This is a genomic window from Paractinoplanes durhamensis (assembly GCF_016862175.1).
GTDB classification, from domain to species: domain Bacteria; phylum Actinomycetota; class Actinomycetes; order Mycobacteriales; family Micromonosporaceae; genus Actinoplanes; species Actinoplanes durhamensis.
This window is the reverse complement of record NZ_BOML01000098.1, coordinates 1-15,612: the sequence shown is the minus strand read 5'-3', so window position 1 is coordinate 15,612 and position 15,612 is coordinate 1. Positions and strand designations below refer to the sequence as shown.

The 15,612-nt window shown below is 69.0% G+C and carries 15 protein-coding genes, 1 tRNA gene and 1 pseudogene; 12 read left to right on the top strand and 5 right to left on the bottom strand.

Annotated elements, in window-relative coordinates:
- Positions 1-19 precede the first annotated feature (19 nt).
- Positions 20-1,513, top strand: a complete 1,494-nt coding sequence (locus Adu01nite_RS46575) for a cellulase family glycosylhydrolase (protein WP_203735849.1) — start codon at positions 20-22, stop codon at positions 1,511-1,513.
- A 62-nt stretch (positions 1,514-1,575) separates the two neighbouring features.
- Here Adu01nite_RS46575 and Adu01nite_RS46570 read toward each other — a convergent pair whose 3' ends face one another.
- Together Adu01nite_RS46570 and Adu01nite_RS46565 are read right to left on the bottom strand one after the other, a co-directional pair.
- Positions 1,576-2,145 carry an SMI1/KNR4 family protein gene (locus Adu01nite_RS46570; RefSeq protein WP_203735848.1) on the bottom strand — a complete coding sequence of 190 codons (570 nt, stop codon included), beginning with the start codon at positions 2,143-2,145 and terminating at the stop codon, positions 1,576-1,578.
- A 79-nt stretch (positions 2,146-2,224) separates the two neighbouring features.
- On the bottom strand, positions 2,225-2,647 hold the full coding sequence (locus tag Adu01nite_RS46565) for a PPOX class F420-dependent oxidoreductase (RefSeq protein WP_203735847.1): 423 nt from the start codon (positions 2,645-2,647) through the stop codon (positions 2,225-2,227).
- 95 nt (positions 2,648-2,742) lie between these two features.
- Between Adu01nite_RS46565 and Adu01nite_RS46560 the strand changes: the two genes are divergently transcribed.
- Complete coding sequence (locus tag Adu01nite_RS46560; protein WP_203735846.1) at positions 2,743-2,994, top strand: hypothetical protein; 252 nt, start codon at positions 2,743-2,745, stop codon at positions 2,992-2,994.
- On the opposite strand, the gene Adu01nite_RS46555 is transcribed toward Adu01nite_RS46560, so the two are convergent.
- Entirely contained in the window at positions 2,991-3,782 is a 792-nt protein-coding gene (locus Adu01nite_RS46555) for an SAM-dependent methyltransferase (RefSeq protein ID WP_203735845.1), read from the bottom strand. The genes Adu01nite_RS46560 and Adu01nite_RS46555 overlap by 4 nt on opposite strands.
- A gap of 182 nt (positions 3,783-3,964) precedes the next feature.
- On the opposite strand from Adu01nite_RS46555, the gene ald reads away from it, so the two are divergent.
- The 7 genes and pseudogenes from ald (at position 3,965) to Adu01nite_RS46520 (ending at position 11,166) form a co-directional block, all read left to right on the top strand.
- Entirely contained in the window at positions 3,965-5,080 is a 1,116-nt protein-coding gene (gene ald / locus Adu01nite_RS46550; protein ID WP_203735844.1) for an alanine dehydrogenase, read from the top strand.
- Entirely contained in the window at positions 5,077-5,979 is a 903-nt protein-coding gene (locus tag Adu01nite_RS46545) for a site-specific tyrosine recombinase XerD (protein ID WP_275414795.1), read from the top strand. The genes ald and Adu01nite_RS46545 overlap by 4 nt, the downstream gene beginning before the upstream one ends.
- 119 nt (positions 5,980-6,098) lie before the next feature.
- Positions 6,099-7,031, top strand: a complete 933-nt coding sequence (locus Adu01nite_RS46540; RefSeq protein ID WP_203735843.1) for a ParA family protein — start codon at positions 6,099-6,101, stop codon at positions 7,029-7,031.
- 3 nt (positions 7,032-7,034) lie between these two features.
- Positions 7,035-7,703 carry a zinc metalloprotease gene (locus Adu01nite_RS46535; protein WP_203735842.1) on the top strand — a complete coding sequence of 223 codons (669 nt, stop codon included), beginning with the start codon at positions 7,035-7,037 and terminating at the stop codon, positions 7,701-7,703.
- A gap of 100 nt (positions 7,704-7,803) precedes the next feature.
- A pseudogene (locus Adu01nite_RS46530) lies at positions 7,804-8,677 on the top strand (segregation and condensation protein A); the annotation flags it as partial.
- A 967-nt stretch (positions 8,678-9,644) separates the two neighbouring features.
- On the top strand, positions 9,645-10,403 hold the full coding sequence (scpB, locus tag Adu01nite_RS48300; RefSeq protein WP_239133227.1) for an SMC-Scp complex subunit ScpB: 759 nt from the start codon (positions 9,645-9,647) through the stop codon (positions 10,401-10,403).
- Positions 10,372-11,166, top strand: a complete 795-nt coding sequence (locus Adu01nite_RS46520) for a pseudouridine synthase (protein WP_203735840.1) — start codon at positions 10,372-10,374, stop codon at positions 11,164-11,166. Before scpB ends, Adu01nite_RS46520 begins: the two co-directional genes overlap by 32 nt.
- Positions 11,167-11,353: 187 nt before the next feature.
- Here the strand turns inward: Adu01nite_RS46520 and Adu01nite_RS46515 are convergent, their stop codons facing one another.
- Positions 11,354-12,049, bottom strand: coding sequence for an enoyl-CoA hydratase-related protein (locus tag Adu01nite_RS46515; RefSeq protein ID WP_203735839.1), 696 nt, complete (start codon positions 12,047-12,049; stop codon positions 11,354-11,356).
- A gap of 109 nt (positions 12,050-12,158) precedes the next feature.
- Between Adu01nite_RS46515 and cmk the strand changes: the two genes are divergently transcribed.
- The 3 genes from cmk to Adu01nite_RS46500 all read left to right on the top strand — a co-directional run bounded on the left by cmk (position 12,159) and on the right by Adu01nite_RS46500 (position 14,349).
- Complete coding sequence (gene cmk, locus Adu01nite_RS46510; protein WP_203735838.1) at positions 12,159-12,842, top strand: (d)CMP kinase; 684 nt, start codon at positions 12,159-12,161, stop codon at positions 12,840-12,842.
- Positions 12,835-14,223: a ribosome biogenesis GTPase Der gene (der, locus tag Adu01nite_RS46505; protein ID WP_203735837.1), complete on the top strand. Its 1,389-nt coding sequence runs from the start codon at positions 12,835-12,837 to the stop codon at positions 14,221-14,223. Before cmk ends, der begins: the two co-directional genes overlap by 8 nt.
- Positions 14,224-14,272: 49 nt before the next feature.
- A tRNA-Pro gene (locus Adu01nite_RS46500) sits at positions 14,273-14,349 on the top strand.
- A gap of 341 nt (positions 14,350-14,690) precedes the next feature.
- Here the strand turns inward: Adu01nite_RS46500 and Adu01nite_RS46495 are convergent.
- A partial coding sequence (locus tag Adu01nite_RS46495; RefSeq protein WP_203735836.1) for an IS256 family transposase occupies positions 14,691-15,612 on the bottom strand: 922 nt, incomplete at its 5' end.

Below are 15,612 nucleotides of genomic sequence, written 5' to 3'. Positions count from 1 at the left end.
CCCGTCGATTGGCGTCCCCATGAGACTCCGCACGTTGTCCCTGGCCGCGGCCGCTGCACTGGTCGCGGCCGGGGCATTTGCCGTGACGTTATCCCCGGCGTCCGCGGCCACCACCGGCTGTTCCGTGAAGTACCAGGTCTCCGGCTCCTGGCAGGGTGGCTTCCAGGGCGACATCGCGATCACCAACCTCGGTGACGCGATCTCCTCCTGGTCGCTCGGCTTCGACTTCCCGACCACCACGCAGACGGTCACCCAGGGCTGGGGCGGGGTGTTCGCGCAGTCCGCCGCGCACGTCACCGTGACCAATGCCGCCTGGAACGGTGCGCTCGGCAGCAACGCGACCACCTCGGTGGGCTTCATCGGGTCGTGGAGTGGCACCAACCCGGTGCCGGCCGCGTTCACCCTCAATGGCGTGGCGTGCACCGGCGGCGTCTCGGCAACTACGCCGCCGACCACTTCGCCGACGACCTCGACTCCCACGACAGCGCCGCCCACCGGCGCTGCCCCGGCTCTCAAGGTCTCCGGGAACAAACTGGTCAACGCAAGTGGACAGACCGTCAAGCTGTACGGCGTCAACCGCTCCGGCGGCGAGTTCGCCTGCATCCAGGGCAACGGCTTCTGGGACGGCCCGATGGACCAGGCCTCGATCACCGCGATGCGCACCTGGAAGATCCGCACCGTCCGGGTCCCGCTGAACGAGGAGTGCTGGCTGGGCACCGCCGACGTCCCGGCGGCCTACGGCGGCACCGCCTATCAGAACCAGGTCAAGGCGTACGTGAACCTGCTCGTCCAGAACGGGATCACGCCGATCGTCGAGATGCACTGGAACTACGGCCTCTACACCGGCACCTCGTCCGGCTGCTCGGACGTGAAGGCGACCTGCCAGAAGCCGATGCCGGACGCGCAGTACGCGCCGTCGTTCTGGACCGGGGTGGCGAACGCGTTCAAGGGCAACGACGCGGTCATCCTCGACCTGTTCAACGAGCCCTACCCGGAGCGGGCCACCGGCGACGAGACGTCCGGCTGGAAGTGCTGGCGGGACGGCGGCACCTGCACCGGCATCACCTACCAGGTGGCGGGCTTCCAGACGCTGGTGAACACGGTCCGGGCGACCGGCGCCACCAACGTCATCATGATCGGCGGGCTGGCCTACTCGAACAACCTGAGCCAGTGGCTGACCTACAAGCCGTCCGACCCGCTGAACAACCTGGCCGCGTTCGCGCACATCTACAACTTCAACACCTGCTCGAACACGTCCTGCTGGGACAGCCAGATCGCCACCACGGCGGCGCAGGTGCCGGTCACGCTCACCGAGATCGGCGAGAACGACTGTGCCCACGGCTTCGTCGACGGCCTGATGGACTGGGCCGACACCAAGGGGATCGGCTACCTCGGCTGGACCTGGAACAACTGGGACTGCTCGAGCGGCCCGTCGCTGATCACCGACTACACCGGCACCGCGACCGCCTACGGCCAGGGCCTCAAGACCCGCCTGGCCGCGGTCTCCAACTGAAGTAGCGTCCGCGTCCGGTTGCTCAGCGCAGCCGGGCGCGGGCCCGCTGCAGCGGGCGCATCCTACGACCGCACCGCGGCCCGCACGATCGTCCGGAGCTTCCCGGCGGCGGAGCGGGCGTGCGGGTCGCTGCTGCCGGCGAGCGCGTCGACCGCGTCGCGCAGGGCGTCGCCGGAGCCGGCCTCGTCGGTCGCCCACGGGTCCCGCTCCAGGCCCAGCCGGTCGAACAGATCGTGGATGCTTGCGGCGAGCGGGCCGGTGCGGTCGCCGGCCAAACCCTGCTGCCAGTAGACGACGGCGCCGTGCCCGGGCCCGGCCGCGGTGTGTACGTAGATCCGGTCGAGGTATTCGAAGCCGCCGATCGGCAGGTGGGTGAGCCGGCCGTCCCAGCCCGGGATGTGCGCGGCGGCCAGCTCGCACTCCTGCTCGATCCAGCCCCACAGGTCCTGGTAGCCGTCGCTGTCCGGGTGGAACAGCTCGGCCACCGACACCGGGGCGTCCAGGTCGTAGTCGAGCCGCCCGCCGAACGTGGCCCGCCACAGCTCGACCAGCCCGGCCGGCAGCGGCCCTGCGCACCGCGACGCCACGGAGGCGAGCGTCTCGTCGTCGGCGGGCGGCTGCGCGTCCAGCACGAGCCGCCCGGCCCACAGCGTGATGCCCGCCTCGGCCGCGGTCAGCAGTTCCCGTTCGGTGAGTACAGCCGCATCCTATTCAGCCGGCGACCACGTTCCGGCTGTTCGGCACGAGCTGGTGCGGCTCGGTGTCCGGCTGGTCCAGCCCGAACGCGATGATCCGCCGCGGGTGGATCCGGATGATCGGCCCCGGGCTGCCGTAGGCCGAGTCGGCGGCCGCCTCGATGGCCTCGGCCGTCCCCCTGATCTCCAGGCACCGCACCCGCCACGGCTGCACCGACGCGATGTCGTCGACCACGAAGGCCACCTCATGGGTGGTGGCGACGTTGCGGAACTTGTGGCTGCGCTCCATGTTGAAGCCGGCGATGTCGATGGTCCCGCCGGCCGCGTTGTAGCGGTAGCCGACCGGGCTGTTCTGCAGCGTGCCGTCGGGGCGAAGGGTGGCCAACCGCCCGAGGTGCTGGCTACCGAGGTACTCGATCTCGTTCTCCGAAAAGCTCACCCGGCCACTCTGCTACTTCAACCTTCGTTGAAGTCAACAACTGACGCCCGAACGGCTGCTCGACGGCGACTGGTTGCAGGTCCTACATTCTGTAAATGACCGCGCGGAACGAGGGATTCAAAGTAGGGGACCTGGTGACGGTGCTGCCGCCGTACGACCGGGATCCCTACATCCTGAACTTCCAGCACTACGGCCGGATCGCCGCCGTCGAGCAGCGCGAGAACCTGTCGTCCTACATGGTCGAGCTCGACTCGACGCTGCCGCCGCGACGGCAGGTCGGGCCGTTCCCGGGCGCCCGGCTGGCCAAGGGATGGCGTGACCAGTCGGGGCGCTGGCTCGCCGATTAGGCCGGCTTGACCGCGACCCCGCCGTAGCCCATCCGGGCCAGGTCCGGGTCCATGCCGTCGGGCAGCGTCTCGTACGGCCAGACGTTCGCCAGGCCCGGCCGTTCGAGCGGCCAGTCGCCGAAGAAGTCGGCGATGTCCTCCCGGCTGCGCGGCGTGAAGCGGGAGTTGGCCCGCTCGTAGATGGCCGAGATGCGGGCCATGTAATCCGGCCGGGCGTCGTTGGCCGCGTGCGAGATCGCCAGCACGCTGCCCGGCGCCGCCGCCTTGCGGTAGCCGGCCACGATGTCGTGCGGCCGGTCCTCGTCGGCGATCAGGTGCAGCAGGAACATCATCAGGATGCCGACCGGCTCGGCCGGGTCGATCAGCCGCTGCACGTCCGGGTCGGCCAGGATTTCGTACGGCGTACGCAGGTCACCCTCGACGATCGCGACGTTCTTGCCGGCCAGCAACGCCCGCCCGTGGATGCACACCACCGGGTCGCGGTCGATGTAGACCACCCGCACCGACGGGTCGACGGCGTGCGCGATGTCGTGCACGTTCTCGCCGGTGGGCAGCCCGGAGCCGATGTCGACGATCTGCTTGATGCCGCGCTCGGCGACCATGTGGTGGACCACCCGCTTGATCAGCGCCCGGCCCTGGGTCGCGGCCTCCCGCATCTCCGGCGCGACCGCGAGCACCTGCTCGGCGGCGGCCCGGTCGACGGCGAAGTTGTCCTTGCCGCCCAGGTAGTAGTCGTACATGCGGGCGGCGTTGGGCACGGTGGGATCGATGCCCGGTGGCACGGTCATGCCCCGGGATCATAGGGCCCGTTGCTGTGTGGGCCACCCCCTCGGTCCTATGTGGAAGGTATCCGGAAAGCCGACGAAACAGCCGTTAGGCCAGGTCAGTGCGGGGTAATCTGCGGCGAGACGGCCCCCTGTCCGGGTCGGCGAAAACCGTCACTCAGCGTTGAGAAAGGACGGTGTCGGCGGTGAAGGTCGGCATTCCCAGCGAGATCAAGAACAACGAGTTCCGGGTGGCGATCACGCCCGCAGGTGTGTACGAATTCACCCGATCGGGTCATGACGTCTTCGTTCAGGCCGGCGCCGGGGCCGGCTCCTCGATCACGGACGGTGACTTTTCGGCGGCCGGGGCGACCATCCTCGCCACGGCCGACGAGGTCTGGCAGACCGGGGACCTGATCCTCAAGGTCAAGGAGCCGATCGCCGAGGAACATCCGCGCATGCGGGCCGGCCAGGTGCTCTTCACCTACCTGCACCTCGCCGCCTCGAAGGAGTGCACCGACGCGCTCGTCGACCGTCGGGTCACCGGCATCGCGTACGAGACGGTCGAGCTGCCGGACCGGTCGCTGCCGCTGCTCGCACCGATGTCCGAGGTGGCCGGGCGGCTCGCCCCGCAGGTCGGCGCGTACCACCTGATGCGTTCGGGCGGCGGCCGCGGCGTACTCATGGGCGGGGTGCCCGGCGTCTACGCCGCCAAGGTCGTGGTGATCGGGGCCGGCGTCGCCGGGATGAACGCGGCCGCCATCGCGCTCGGCATGCAGGCCGAGGTGCTGGTCCTGGACCGCGACATCGCCCGGCTGCGGGCGGCCGACGCCGACTACCGGGGGCATCTGCAGACGATCGCCTCCAACGCGTACGAGATCGAGAAAGCCGTCGTGGACGCCGACCTGGTGATCGGCGCTGTGCTGGTCCCGGGCGCGAAGGCGCCGAACCTGATCTCGAACGACCTCGTCAGCCGGATGAAGGCGGGCAGTGTGCTCGTCGACATCGCCATCGACCAGGGCGGCTGCTTCGAGGACTCGCGGCCGACCACGCACGCCGACCCGGTCTACCCGGTGCATCAGTCGATGTTCTACTGCGTCGCGAACATGCCCGGCGCGGTCCCGCACACCAGCACCTACGCACTGACCAACGTCACCCTCCCGTACGCTCTGGAACTCGCCAACCTCGGGTGGCGGCAGGCGCTGAAGGCCGACGCCGCGCTCGCCCTGGGGTTGAACACGTTCGACGGAAACGTCACCTACGGACCGGTCGCGGAGGCACACGGCATGCGAACCCTGCCGACATCCGAGGTGCTCAACTGAGCGTTCGGCGAGCCATCGACACCTATCTCGACCATCTCGTGGTCGAGCGTGGCCTGTCGGCCAACACCCTCGCGTCCTACCGGCGCGACCTCGACCGGTATGCCGCTTCTCTGAAAACCGAAGATCTTGCGGAGGTACGGGCGGCCGACGTCACCGGCCACCTCGCCACGCTGCGCGATGAGGGCCTGGCGCCGGCGAGCGCGGCCCGGGCGATCAGCGCGGTCCGCGGGCTGCACCGCTTCGCGGTCCGGGAAGGCCTGGTCGCGGTGGATGTGGCGGCCGAGATCCGGCCGCCCGCGCCGCCGAAACGACTGCCCAAGGCCCTCGACGTCGACCAGGTCACCCGGTTGCTCGCGGTCGCCGACGACACGCCGCTGGGCATGCGGGACAGGGCGTTGCTGGAGTTTCTCTACGGCACCGGGGCGCGGATCTCCGAAGCGGTCGGTGCGGCGATCGACGATCTCGATCTGGGCGGCGATGCCGCCGCGATCTTGCATGGCAAGGGCGGGCGCACGCGTCTGGTCCCGGTCGGCGATTACGCGAAAGCCGCGCTGGACAATTATTTCGTACGAGGCCGGCCTGCGCTCGCCGCCAACGGGAAAGGCACCCCGGCCGTCTTCCTGAACGCCCGTGGCGGCCGTTTGTCCAGGCAGAGCGCGTGGACCATCCTGCATCGGGCGGCGGCCGCGGCCGGTCTCCCGATCGAGGGAGCACACGCGGTGAGCCCGCACACGTTACGACACTCCTATGCCACCCATCTGCTCGACGGCGGTGCCGATGTCCGGGTCGTCCAGGAACTCCTCGGGCACGCCTCGGTGACCACCACGCAGGTGTACACGCTGGTCACCGTGGATCGGCTCCGCGAGGTGTACGCGACCGCACACCCGCGCGCTCGTTAGACGCTGCGCACCCATAGATGGCGACACGCCGGACGGGCACCCGGATCGGCGCGCCCGCGTGGCGTACAGTCGGGCATCGGCTCCGGCGGCGAGTCGCGAGTCGGGAGGGGGCGAAGGCGATGTCGGACAACGGTTCGAGGGCGGAGGCCTGGACCTCCACGCTGCGCGAGCAGCAGAACTCCCTGGACCTGGGCGCCGATCTGGGCCCGGCCGACCCCACGGCGTACACGATGCGCCGTCCGATCCCCGAGCCGATGCCGACCGATCGGCACGGTCCGGCGCGGATCATCGCGCTGGCCAACCAGAAGGGTGGCGTCGGCAAGACCACGACGACCATCAATCTCGGTGCGGCCCTCGCGGAGTACGGGCGCAAGGTTCTGCTCGTCGACTTCGACCCGCAGGGCGCCTGCTCGGTCGGCCTCGGCGTCAACCCGCACAACCTCGACCTGAGCGTCTACAACCTGCTCATGCAGGACGACGTCGCGACCGAAGACGTGATCATCAAGACCGATGTGGCCGGCCTGCACCTGCTGCCCGCCAACATCGACCTCTCCGCGGCCGAGATCCAGCTGGTCAACGAGGTCGCGCGCGAGATGGCGCTGGCCCGGGCCCTGCGGTCGGTCCGCAAGGAGTACGACTTCATCCTGATCGACTGCCAGCCCTCGCTGGGCCTGCTGGCGATCAACGCGCTGACCATCGCGCACGGCGTGCTCATCCCGCTGGAGTGCGAGTTCTTCTCGCTGCGCGGCGTGGCGCTGCTGCTCGACACCATCGACAAGGTGCGCGAGCGGCTCAACTTCGACCTGGAGCTCGAGGGCATCCTGGCCACCATGTACGACTCGCGCACCACCCACTGCCGCCAGGTGCTGCAGCGGGTGGTCGAGGCGTTCGGCGACAAGGTCTACCAGACCGTCATCACCAAGACGGTCAAGTTCCCCGAGTCCACCGTGGCCGGCGCCCCGATCACCACCCTCGACCCGGCCTCCTCCGGGGCGCGCAACTACCGCCAGCTCGCCCGCGAGGTCATCGCCGCCAAGGTCGAGCGCGGCTGATCCGTGCTCTTCGCACTCGGCACGCCGGTGGCGTTCGTCGCCCTGGTGGTCTCCTTCCTTCTCGGCCTGACCGTGCGCGCGGTGGCCGTACGCGTCGTCGCCCGAAGCCTGGGACTCGCCGACCGTAACGAAGGCATCGCGCCTCGCCTGCGGGAAGACATCGACCCGTTCGGCGCCGTCGGCGCCGCACTGGGCGGCATGGGCTGGGGAAAGATGATCTCGGTCGACGAGATCCCTCGCCATCGCGGCCGGGGCCGGGCCGCCGCGGTCTTTGCCGCCGGGCCGCTGAGCTGCATCGTCCTCGGCGAGATCCTGCTCGGGGTGTACTCGCTGATCGCGCCGGCCAACTTCCTCTCCCTGATCGGGCCGGCCGACGTGCTGCTCGGGCTGTCGCTGCCGGTCGGCGAGACCGTGCTGCTGTCGATCGCCGTCGGGCTGCTGTCCTTCGGCCTGCTCGCGCTCATCCCGATCCCGCCGCTCGACGGCTTCGGCATCCTCTACAACGCGATGCGCCAGCCGGGGCCGAGCATGCAGTGGATGCGGCTGTGGTTCGAGGAGAAGAACGTCGGCGTGCTGATCCTGCTGATCTGCAGCCTGTTCCCGTTCGGTGGTCCCTTCCTGCTGCGCATCGTCAACGCGCTCGGCCTCGTCTTCGTCCGCGTCTGGGGCTGACCTGCCGTTACCGCCGTGATCTTGGGGCGTTGTACGGATGCGCGCTGTTCTCGAGGCGGTCGGAGGTGCCGGAGTGAGCCCGGAACAGGTTGTCGTACCGGTGGTCTACGGTCAGCAGGTGCCTGAAGAGCCTGTCCCCCCGCCTGTTGACGCCGTTGCCCCCGCTTCTCCTGAGGTCGAGGACACCGGCAAGTTCACCGTGCGGCTGGTCAACTTCACCGGGCCGTTCGACCTTCTGCTGCAGCTGATCGGCAAGCACAAGCTCGACGTCACCGAGGTGGCGCTGCACACGGTCACCGACGACTTCATCGCCTACATCCGGGCCATGGGCGACGACTGGGACCTCGACGAGACCAGTGAGTTCCTGCTGGTGGCGGCGACCCTGCTCGACCTCAAGGCGGCCCGGCTGCTGCCCGCCGCCGAGGTGGAGGACGAGGAAGACCTCGCCCTGCTCGAAGCGCGCGACCTGCTCTTCTCCCGTCTCCTGCAATACAAGGCGTTCAAGGAGGCGGCCGCCTTCATCAGTGACCTGGAGGGGACGGGGGCCAAGCGCTACCCGCGGGCCGTGTCGATGGAGACGCGGTACGCCGAGGCGCTGCCCGACCTGGTGCTCGGCATCGGGGTGGAGCGGCTGTTCAAGCTGGCGCTCAAGCAGTTCACGCCCAAGCCGGGGCCGCCGCAGGTGTCCATCGCGCACATCCACCAGGCGCGGGTCAGCGTGCGCGAGCATGCCCAGCTTCTTCGCGACCGGTTGCGGCGGGCCGGCAGCGCCACGTTCACGCTGCTGGTCGCCGACTGTGAAAACACGCTTGAGGTGGTGGCCCGGTTCCTCGCCCTGCTCGAGCTCTATCGCGAGGGGCTGATCGAGTTCGAGCAGCCGGTGTCGCTCGACGAGCTGACGGTTCGGTGGGTCGGGGGCGAGGCGTCCGACGCCGAGCTGGACATCGACGACTACGAGGGCACCAAGCCGGAGATCGACACCGCCGCCGAGCCGCTGCCCGGGGACGAATCGGAAATGCCCGACGACGAGGACGACGGGCCTTCACCGGCGCACGCGGCTTTCTTCGCGGCTGCGTCCTCCTCGGCCGCGTCCGAGGACGAAGAAGACGAGGACGAGGACTCGGACCTCGACGAGATTTCCGCGCGCTTCGATGCCGCCGCTGAGCGGTTCGAGGCCGATGTCGATGGCTTCGACGTCGGTCTTGTCAAGGGCCTCGATGCCGGTGACGAGGACGAAAGCGAAGACAACGATTCAGGGGAGGGCGAGGAGGGCACAACCGGTGCGATGGTGTCCGACTCGGGGGACTTCCCGGCGGGCAGATTTGACTTGCCCGAGGACCGCCGTGATCTTGGCGGGGGAGATGACGACGCGGCCCCGGCCGCGGTGGAGGAACGATCGTGAGCAACGAGGAGCGCCCCGACACGCTGGCCGACCAGGCGGCCGCCTGGGTGCCGCCGTGGGAGCGCCAGCAGCGTCCGCCGGACCGCGCCTATCAGGCGGCGGCCGAGGAAGCGGCACGCCGGGACGAGGCGGGGGAGGACCCCGAGTCGGCCGACGACGAGGAGTTGTCGGAGGCCGGGCTCTCCGACGATGACGACGACTTCGACGAGGCGTTCGAGAGCGCGAACCCGCCGGGCTACCACGAGCCGGCCGGGCTCGACGCGGACGACGAGCCCGTCGCGGAGGTGTCCGGCTCGGATGCGGCCGTGGAGCTCGACGAGGACGACGCGGAAGAGCCGGCGCTCGGTGACGAGGTGGCGGTCAGTGTTGATGTGCCGGTGGAGGCCGACGCCGGGATCGACTCTCCGGAGCCGACCGAGGCCGAGCTCGGGCCCGATCTTGAGCTGCCGGCCGCGATCGAGGAAGCGGTTGAGCCGGTTGAGCCCGATGGGGTGGCGGCCGATGCTCCGCTCGTTGCGGACGGCGGGGACGCCGGGAGCATGTTCGATGCGGCCGCCGATGACGACCTCACCGACGACGCGGAGATGGATCTTCCGGTTGCCGAGGAGGACGACGCCCCGCTGATCGCTGCGCCGGTCGTGGCGGCGGTGCCCGAGCAGGCTCGTCGGCAGCGGAACAGTCCGGCTGCGGTTGTGGAAGTTGATCAGCGTACATCCGAAATGAGCGAAAGCGCCGATCTGCCGGACCTGGCCGACGAAGCCGAACTCACCGCGGCGCTCGAAGCGATTTTGCTCGTCGTCGACGAGCCGGTGGCCGAGATGCAGCTGGCGCAGATCCTGGAGCAGCCGACCGAGCGGGTGGGCATCCTGCTGGAGAACATCTCGGCGCGCTACACGGCGGCGGGGCACGGCTTCGACCTGCGCCGGGCCGCGGGGGGATGGCGGCTTTACACCAGGCCGGAGTACGCGGCGTATGTCGAACGGTTCGTGCTCGACGGGCAGTCGGTGCGGCTCACCCAGGCCGCGCTGGAGACGCTCGCGGTGGTCGCCTACAAGCAGCCGGTGACCAGGTCTCGCATCTCGGCCATCCGCGGCGTCAACTGTGACGGGGTCATGCGTACCCTTGCTACGCGCGGCCTGATCGAGGAGTGCGGCATAGAGGGTGAAACCGGTGCACATCTGTACCGGACCACCGACCTCTTCCTCGAGAAGCTCGGCCTCAACTCCGTTGACCAGCTGCCGCCGCTCGCCCCGTTCCTGCCCGACGATGTGGAAGAAGTACTCGATGCCCCAGGCTGACACCGCCGAACGCCTCCAGAAAGTGCTGGCAGCCGCCGGTGTGGGGTCCCGCCGTGCCTGCGAAGACCTGATCTTCCGCCGGCGGGTCACCGTCAACGGAAGGGTCGCCAAGCTCGGCGACAAGGTCGACCCCAACACCGCCGAGATCCTCGTCGACGGCCAGCGGGTGATCACCGACACCAAGCTCGTCTACATCGCGCTGAACAAGCCGCGCGGCGTCGTCACCTCCCTCGACGACGAGAAGGGGCGCAGCGAGCTCGCCGACTTCCTCGGCCAGTTCGGCCAGCGGCTCTACCACGTGGGCCGGCTCGACGCCGACAGCGAGGGCCTGCTGCTGATCACCAACGACGGCGACCTGACCAACAAGCTGACCCACCCGCGGTACGGGATCACCAAGACCTACCTGGCCGAGGTCATCAACGGGCCGCTGGCCCGCACCGTCGGCCGCAACCTGCTCTCCGGCGTCGAGCTGGAGGACGGTCCGGCCAAGGTCGACGCGTTCAAGCTGGTCGGCGCGCTCGGCAAGACCGCTCAGGTCGAGTTGGTCCTGCACGAGGGGCGCACGCACATCGTGCGCCGCCTGATGGAAGCGGTCGGCCACCCGGTCACCCGGCTGATCCGCACCTCGGTCGGCCCGGTCAAGCTCGGTGACCTGCGGCCGGGCGGCTTCCGGCACCTGTCCAATGCGGAGATCGCGGCGCTGTTCAAGGCCGCCGGCGACGAGCCGCGCGAGTCAGCCGATCCGGACGACGAGCTTGCCTAGGGTGTGCTCTCGTTCGAAATCTCGTAGTGCCCGCGGGCCGGCCTCGATCGTTTCGTAGACCTTGGCGATCGTGGGGGTGAGGGCGGCGGTTTCCTGGACGCCGCCCGTTTCGCCCTCCGTGTCGGCCCGGGAGCGGCTGTTCGCGGCGGTGATCGCGCTGGTGGAGCGGGCGCAGGCCGGGCTCCGGTCAGGAGCCGATGACGAGCCTGGCGTCGGCGCCGCCCTCGGCCTCGGCGTGCAGGGCCGCGAGGACGGAGGCGTACATCCGCGTCTTGATGGTTTGCAGTGCTGGGCCGGCCTTGGAAGCGTGTGCCGCGGCGAGGGCGATCGCCTTCTCGCGCAGCTCGGCCTCGGGCACGGCCTCGTCGACGATCTGATGGGCGTACGCCTCGGTGCCGCCGAAACGCCGGGCCGTGACCATCGCCAGGTGGGCGGTCTGCGGCGTCAGCCGCGACTGGATGAGCGCACCCATGCCGACCGAGAACGGGATGTTGATGTCGGCCTCGGGCAGGCACCAGAAGCCGCGATCGGACCGCATGACCCGCAGGTCGTGGCAGAGCGAGAGCATCGCGCCGGCCGCGAACGTGTGACCCTGCAGCGCCGCGACGGTGACCAGCGGCAGGCTGAGCACCCGCGCGAACAGTTTGTGCACGGTCGCGGTGAATGCCGGAAACTGCTCAGGGTGCTCCATCAGCCATGCCAGATCGAGCCCGTTGGACCAGATCTTCCCGCTCGCCGTCGTCACGAGCGCCTTGGGGCCGTCCGCCTTCTCCACCTCGTCGAGCAGCGCGTTCACGCTGCCCATCCAGTCGGGGTGGAAGCGGTTCTCGCCGTCGCCAAGATCGAGAACGAACACCGCGTCGTGCCGGTCGAGCGTGGGCATGGCAGCTCCCTCCAGAGTTACTCGCCGGTAACATACCCTAGTTAGTCGATGCGCGGGAGTGCGGGCACAATGGGACGGTTGGGTCGGGCAGGTTAGCTCAGGAGGAACGGTGGCGGAAGAAGCACGGCCGGAGAATTGCGTGGTGGCCGTCGACGGGCCTTCGGGCTCGGGCAAGTCCACCGTCTCCCGGCGTCTCGCCGCTGCCCTGGACGGCGTCTACCTGGACACCGGCGCGATGTACCGCGCGGTGACCTGGGCAGTGATGCAGGCCGGCGTCGATCTCACGGACGCCGACGCGATCACCAAGATCGCCCTGGAGACCGAATTGTCCATCGGCACCGACCCGTCCGCACCGCACTTCGCGGCCAACGGCGTAAACGTCGACGCCCCGATCCGCGGCGCCGAGGTAACCGGTGCGGTGTCAGCGGTGGCGGCCGTCCCCGCCGTACGCAAGCAGCTGGTCGCCCTCCAGCGGGCCATCATCGCCGGCCACCCACGCATCGTCGTGGAGGGCCGCGACATCGCCTCGGTGGTCGCCCCGGATGCCGACCTGAAGGTCTACCTGACCGCCTCGGCCGCGGCCCGCGCCGCCCGGCGCAGTGCAGAGGACGCCACCGACGTAACCGCGACCGAGGCCGACCTGGCCCGCCGCGACAAGCTCGACTCGTCCCGGGCCGTAGACCCCTTGCGCCTAGCCTCCGACGCCATCGAGGTCGACACGACCGGCATGGGCATCGACGAGGTAGTCGCACACCTCCTTTCGCTGCTGAATAACAAGGTGTCAAGTGAGTGAGCTCCCCGTAGCCGACGTCGACTCGATCGAGTTCACGTCCGGCCCGGTTCCCGTGGTGGCCGTAGTCGGCCGCCCCAACGTGGGCAAATCCACGTTGGTAAACCGCATCATCGGCCGCCGCCAGGCAGTGGTCGAGGACGTCCCCGGCGTAACGCGCGACCGGGTCCCGTACGACGCCCAGTGGGTAGGCCGCCGCTTCACCGTGGTGGACACCGGAGGCTGGGAGCCGGACGCGAAGGACCGGGCGGCCGCGATCGCCGCCCAGGCCGAGATCGCGGTGCAGACCGCCGACGTGGTGGTCTTCGTGGTCGACGTGACGGTCGGCGCCACGGACGTGGACGAGGCCGCGGTGAAGATGCTGCGCCGCTCCCACAAGCCGGTGATCCTGGTCGCCAACAAGGCCGACAACCAGAACCTGGAGATGGAAGCGGTTTCGCTCTGGTCCCTGGGCCTGGGCGAGCCGCACCCGATCTCAGCCCTGCACGGCCGCGGCTCCGGCGACCTGCTGGACGACATCCTGGCCGCCCTGCCACCGACGCCGCCGATCATCGAGAACGCACCGCGGGGCCCGCGCCGGGTCGCGCTGGTGGGTCGCCCGAACGTGGGCAAGTCGTCGTTGCTGAACCGGGTGTCCAAGGAAGAGCGAGCGGTCGTCGACTCGGTCGCCGGCACCACCGTCGACCCGGTCGACAGCTTGGTCGAGATGGACGGCGAGCTGTGGCAGTTCGTCGACACCGCCGGCCTTCGCAAGAGGGTCAACCAAGCTTCGGGTACGGAGTACTACGCGTCCCTGCGCACCGCCGGCGCTGTCGAAGCGGCCGAGGTCGCGGTTGTTCTGCTCGACGCCGGCGAGGTGATCTCGGAGCAGGATCAGCGGGTCCTCACGCAGGTGGTCGAGGCCGGGCGTGCTCTCGTGATCGCCTTCAACAAGTGGGACCTCGTCGACGAGGACCGCCGGTTCTATCTCGACAAGGAGATCGACCGCGAGCTGAAGCGGATCCCGTGGGCCATTCGGGTGAACATCTCCGCGAAGACCGGCCGGGCCGTCGACAAGCTGGCGCCGGCCATTCGCCGGGCTCTCGCGTCGTGGGAGCAGCGGGTTCCTACCGGGGCTTTGAACCAGTGGCTCACTGCCCTTACTCAAGCCACGCCGCACCCCGTTCGTGGTGGGCGGGCTCCTCGGATCCTGTTCGCCACGCAGGCTGGGGTGGCGCCGCCGCGCTTCGTGCTCTTCACCACGGGGCCGCTGGACGCTGGGTATATGCGGTTCGTCGAGCGCAAGCTCCGCGAGGAGTTCGGGTTCGAGGGTTCGCCGATCGAGGTGTCCGTGAAGCCCCGGAAGAAGACGGGGCCGGGGGGTCGCGGAAAAGCCCATGGTTAGGGGTTGTAGGCTGTAACAGTTGCCGCGCGGTGAGGTTGCCGGGTGGCATCGGGCTGTAGCGCAGCTTGGTAGCGCACTTGACTGGGGGTCAAGGGGTCGCAGGTTCAAATCCTGTCAGCCCGACCAAAAGTAGCAGGTCAGAGCCGGTTTCCTGAAGATCAGGAAGTCGGCTCTTGATCGTTTGTTGCTCGTTTGTTGTTGGGACGAATCCTCACTCGGCAACACGGGGCGGTAGGCGCCGCCACCAGAAGTTCCAGATGAAGCGAATGTTGTGTGGTGGGCACGTTCAAACGGCTGGGGCGCCGCGAGGACTGGGCGTGTTGGCCAACGGCCCCTGCTTTATCGGCAATGCGTCGCCGATCACCCATGACCATCTGGCCGCCCGGCTGGCCCTACCAGCAGGGTAACTAATCAGGTCAGTGTTCAGGGGGACTGTCAAGAAAACGGTGTAACTCGATGTTGTTTGGTTAGTTGCGGCCTGCGGTGAGGCGGCCTTCGAAGGCGAGGTCGAAGGCGTTGAGTGCGGGTTTCCAGCGGATCGCCCAGCGTCGGCGGCCTTGCCCGGTGGGGTCGAGGGCCATGACGGCGAGGTAGACGCATTTCAGGGCGGCTTGCTCGTTCGGGAAGTGCCCGCGGGCCCGGACGGCCCGGCGGATGCGGGCGTTGACGCTCTCGATGGCGTTGGTGGAACAGACGACGGTGCGGATCTCGGCGTCGAAGGCCAGGAACGGCACGAACTCGGCCCAGGCGTTGGTCCAGAGCCTGACGATCGCCGGATATTTCTCGCCCCAGGTTTCGGCGAACTCGAGGAAACGCTGCTCCGCGGCCTGCTCGGTGGGTGCGGTGTAGACGGGCTTCAACGCTTTCGCGATCTGGTCCCAGTGGTGCCGTGACGCGTACTTGAACGAGTTCCTGAGCAGGTGCACCACGCAGGTCTGCACCACCGTCTTCGGCCAGACGGTGTTGATGGCCTCAGGCAGGCCGGTGAGGCCGTCACAGACGGCCATCAGCACGTCCTCGACACCACGGTTCTTCAACTCGGTGCAGACGGTGAACCAGAACTTGGCGCCCTCACCACCGTCGCCGGCCCACAACCCGAGGATGTCGCGGGTGCCCTCGGCGGTCACGGCCAACGCGACGTAGATGGGCCGGTTGGCGACCTTGCCGTCCCGGATCTTGACGTTGATCGCGTCCAGGAACACGACCGGGTAGACGCGGTCCAGGGGCCGGTTCTGCCACTCGGCCATCCCGTCCATGACCTTGTCGGTGATCGTGGAGATCGTCTGTTTCGACACCTGCGCGCCATACACCTCGGCCAGATGCGCGCTGAGTCGAGTCGGCCCGCAGCGCGGTTCCGGTGTTGCCACCGGCCCGTTTCTGCGGACCGCT